We start from the raw sequence: 3,986 nt of genomic DNA, 5'->3' as shown, positions 1-3,986 counted from the left end.
TTTTTGTGTTGCACCACAAAGGTAACTTTGAGGAACAAATTTCCCTTTCTCTTTTTAAACGTTTAGGACGCTATTGACTTAATACTATATATTTTTTTATCAAAAGAATATACAGGTTCTTTATTGGGTTCTCCAAAAATCTCTACTATCTTATCATAAGAATCCCCAATAAAAAAGGATTGATCGTTGTATTTAAATTCACAGCGGTCAATTTCAAAGCGGTGTTTTTGTTTTTTAAAAGCGGCATCTAATTCTTTAAATTTTGGGTGGTCGTAGTTGGGTTGTACTACATAAGCCTCAGCATCCTCCTTTTGTGTTGCTTGCTCTTTTGAAGTTTCTTCCATAGGTTCTGGTGCTTTAGAATGATCCCCTAAAAAATTACATGCAGTTAAGCTTAATGCCAAAAAACTTAAGCTTATTTTTTTTAGAGTTTGTATTACAAGGCTATTTTTCATGGGTTATTTTCTTTATAAGCTATTTAGCTTCGTATATGGTAATAAAATTATGAGTACTATTTTGTGATCTCATAGGACAAATGTGCATACTGCCTAAGGTTGCTATTGGTTTTCCTGCCATGGCTTAATCTTTTTGTTTCTCAATAGATATATATCTAATAGGGCCTGTAGTTTTAGAGTCGAAACTACCAGTAATTGTCATATGACCACCTCCAATATTTTCAAAATGCGGTCTTGAACCAATAAATGTTTCTGCTTGATCTTCACATTTTTTTTCATTTTCAATATAAAAAGAAGATTTATCATGAGATAAATTACCTTCATGACTTAAATCACATAATTCAATAAACTGATTTAAATCAGTTTCTAAGATATAGGGAGTTTTTCTAAATTTTACTATATTATATTTAACAAGAATACCATCCATCAAATCAGAAAATGTAAAATTAATTTCATAAACTTTCTTTTTAGGTTCAGAAAACCATATAGTAATTCCTAAGTCATTATACCTAATACTTGAATATAATTTATCTAATGTTAAAACAGGCTCTTTGTCTGGCTTGCCAAGTATTTCAATGATTTTATCATAAGAATTCCCAATAAAAAAAGATTGATCGTTGTATTTAAATTCACAGCGGTCAATTTCAAAGCGGTGTTTTTGTTTTTTAAAAGCGGCGTCTAATTCTTTAAATTTTGGGTGGTCGTAGTTGGGTTGTACTACATAAGCCTCAGCATCTTCCTTTTGGGTTGCTTGCTCTTTTGAAGTTTCTTCCATAGGTTCTGGTGCTTTAGAATGATCCCCTAAAAAATTACATGCAGTTAAGTTTAAGAGCAAAAAGCTTAGGCTTATTTTTTTTAGAGTTTGTATTACAAGGCTATTTTTCATGGGTTATTTTCTTGATAGGCTATTTAGCTTTGTATAAGGCAACAAATTCATGAGTACTATTTTGTGATCTCATAGGGCAAATGTGCATACTGCCTAAGGTTGCTATTGGTTTTCCTGCCATGGCTTAATTTTTTTTAATACTAATTGATAAGTATTCTATAGGTCCTGTTGATGTTGGATCAAAATCTCCACGTAAAGTCATATGCCCTCCTCCAATAGTCTTATACGATGGTTGTGAGCCTATTGCTGTATCAATACTTTCTATTACACTTTCGCAAACTTTTTCATTGATAATATTAAAGGTATTCAAATCATGCCCTAAAGTTTTATTATGATTCAAATCGCATAATTCAGTAAAATCATTAAGAGTCATATCCTCTTTATAAGGCACTTTTCTAAATTTGATAATTTCATAAGGTATATTTTTAGGTTCTTCATAATCACTTAATCGTAAAGTGAAACTTTTTAATTTATTGGTATTGGAAAAAAATCTAATAAATAGTTTTATACTTGAATACTCTATACTATATGAAATTTTATCAGAAGTAAAAACAGGCTTTTCATCAGGCTTGCCAAATATTTCAATGATTTTATCATACGAATCCCCAATAAAAATAGATTGATCGTTGTATTTAAATTCACAGCGGTCAATTTCAAAGCGGTGTTTTTGTTTTTTAAAAGCGGCGTCTAATTCTTTAAATTTTGGGTGGTCGTAGTTGGGTTGTACTACATAAGCCTCAGCATCCTCCTTTTGGGTTGCTTGCTTTTTTGAAGTTTCTTCCATAGGTTCTGGTGCTTTAGAATGATCCCCTAAAAAATTACATGCAGTTAAGCTTAATGCCAAAAAGCTTAGGCTTATTTTTTTTAGAGTTTGTATTACAAGGCTATTTTTCATGGGTTATTTTCTTGATAAGCTATTTAGCTTCGTATATGGTAATAAAATTATGAGTACTATTTTGTGATCTCATAGGACAAATGTGCATACTTACTAAGGTTGCTATTGGTTTTCGCTAGTCCAATGTCATTAAGTTAAGAGTTTTTTAAACAGCATCTTTCTGGTTTTTAGTTACTTTTGGTTTTATTCTGGTACGATATTTTCCTGGATTTCTCTCAAATTTTCGATTAGGCCTAATAGGTACTAAATGTGATTTAAAAAGGTCTTTGAGTTCTTCAACCATGTCGACACCTTTATATTGTTCCTCTAAAAATAAAGTAACCACCCTGTTTTTTAAAAGACCATAAGATACATTTGTGTTTATTTTATAGTCATACTTTTTACCTAGATTATTATCCTTAAGTTCATCTTCGATTTCACTAACAATTAAGGTTTGCACATTACTTACGAATAATGCCGCCTGAAAATCTTGTTGAATACTTTGGTTTGAATAGCCAGAGAAATGCTCAATTTTCAATTTATTTTTAAGCTCATCATAAAAGGTTTCGACACCCCATCGTTTAAAATACAATTGTTTGAATTGGCTTGTTGGGTATGCCTTACTATCCAATAGAGAGGTCATTAAGATTTCAACTTGTCCACTAGCTAATTCTACCCGTACCAATCGTACTTTAATAGGGCAATTTTTAGTGTATTTTTTATTTGCGGTTTTCGTGTTTTTCCCAGGATATATTTCTACGATAAGTGATTTTTTCTTGCTTTTTTCAAAATCGATAGTAAGTCCACTAAAACTTGTCTTTACGCGCATTAAATAATCAAGACCTCTTTTGATGTGCTCATATATTAAATCATAGGAAGGGTAGCCTCTATCATAAATGATTAAGTCATTGTCTTTGCAATGTTCAAGATGGGTTAGCGCCAAATCTCTTTCTCCTAATTTAAAGCACCCAAATTACCATCTAAAACATACATATTAAGTACATCGTAAATGACGGAACATCTAGCTTGCACTAAAACAGTATTGGTTTGGTTTTTAGACTCACCATAAATTGCTTTAAGTTCTTTTGTGATGGGTAATGTAATTCTAGAACCATCTACAGCTAGTAATCTAAAACCTTTCCATAATTTTATTGCTGGGTCATTATCGCTATAAAATTCGTTTAATAACAGATCAGACAATCTTTCAAACACTTCCGGTTTTACTTTTTTTCTTGCTTGCACAAAAGCGCTCTTAGTAAACTTGACAGCAGTACCGGTTTTAAAGAGACTAATAAAATTCTCTATTTCAAGAGATAGACTTTTTCTTAGAAGGTTCAGCATAAATAATATGACTATAGGAAATTGTTGTTTCCTGTTTCTTGTAAAATCTTGTTTTGATACTTTAAACTTATATTTTAAATGGCTACTAAATAGCTCCGCTTGAATAAGATTAAAAATAAATTTAGCTGTTTTTTTTCATAAATTATATGCTTGATTACTACTTAAATATACGAAAAAAACACTTAATAAACAACATAAAATACTTGTAGTCAAACAATTAAACCCTTAACTTAATGACATTGGCCACTAGTCTGCGACTAGTGGCTACAAAAAGCAATTCCAAAGCATACCTACAAAGATACAGCAAACTTATTGTAAATTAATTTATAACTAATAGTAAGCTAAAATAATTAAATAGAGGTAATCATCTAAATACTTATCTTTAAAGTCAATAAAAAGGTTTAAATATGGATGTTTTCAAGGGTCAAAA

Annotated in this window: 5 protein-coding genes; all 5 read right to left on the bottom strand. The window is 30.7% G+C overall.

All coding sequences use genetic code 11. From position 1 onward, the window contains the following. Positions 1-62 precede the first annotated feature (62 nt). The 5 genes from Q0838_RS14080 to Q0838_RS14060 all read right to left on the bottom strand — a co-directional run bounded on the left by Q0838_RS14080 (position 63) and on the right by Q0838_RS14060 (position 3,556). Entirely contained in the window at positions 63-455 is a 393-nt protein-coding gene (locus tag Q0838_RS14080; protein ID WP_298956516.1) for a hypothetical protein, read from the bottom strand. Between the two features lie 124 nt (positions 456-579). Then, on the bottom strand, positions 580-1,341 hold the full coding sequence (locus Q0838_RS14075) for a hypothetical protein (RefSeq protein WP_298956515.1): 762 nt from the start codon (positions 1,339-1,341) through the stop codon (positions 580-582). A gap of 124 nt (positions 1,342-1,465) precedes the next feature. Then, complete coding sequence (locus Q0838_RS14070; RefSeq protein ID WP_298956513.1) at positions 1,466-2,236, bottom strand: hypothetical protein; 771 nt, start codon at positions 2,234-2,236, stop codon at positions 1,466-1,468. A 145-nt stretch (positions 2,237-2,381) separates the two neighbouring features. Further along, on the bottom strand, positions 2,382-3,158 hold the full coding sequence (locus tag Q0838_RS14065) for a transposase (protein ID WP_298956511.1): 777 nt from the start codon (positions 3,156-3,158) through the stop codon (positions 2,382-2,384). Between the two features lie 11 nt (positions 3,159-3,169). Beyond that, a complete protein-coding gene (locus tag Q0838_RS14060) occupies positions 3,170-3,556 on the bottom strand; it encodes a hypothetical protein (RefSeq protein ID WP_298956509.1) in 387 nt (128 codons plus the stop codon). Positions 3,557-3,986: the final 430 nt, after the last annotated feature.

Source organism: uncultured Nonlabens sp. (genome assembly GCF_947495285.1).
Classification (GTDB): domain Bacteria; phylum Bacteroidota; class Bacteroidia; order Flavobacteriales; family Flavobacteriaceae; genus Nonlabens.
This window is presented reverse-complemented; position numbering and strand designations above follow the sequence as displayed.

Bases quoted from the DNA above. Each gene is read 5' to 3' on its own strand.
- Q0838_RS14080 (WP_298956516.1), bottom strand. From the start codon at position 455: ATGAAAAATAGCCTTGTAATACAAACTCTAAAAAAAATAAGCTTAAGT.
- Q0838_RS14075 (WP_298956515.1), bottom strand. From the start codon at position 1,341: ATGAAAAATAGCCTTGTAATACAAACTCTAAAAAAAATAAGCCTAAGC.
- Q0838_RS14070 (WP_298956513.1), bottom strand. From the start codon at position 2,236: ATGAAAAATAGCCTTGTAATACAAACTCTAAAAAAAATAAGCCTAAGC.
- Q0838_RS14060 (WP_298956509.1), bottom strand. From the start codon at position 3,556: ATGCTGAACCTTCTAAGAAAAAGTCTATCTCTTGAAATAGAGAATTTT.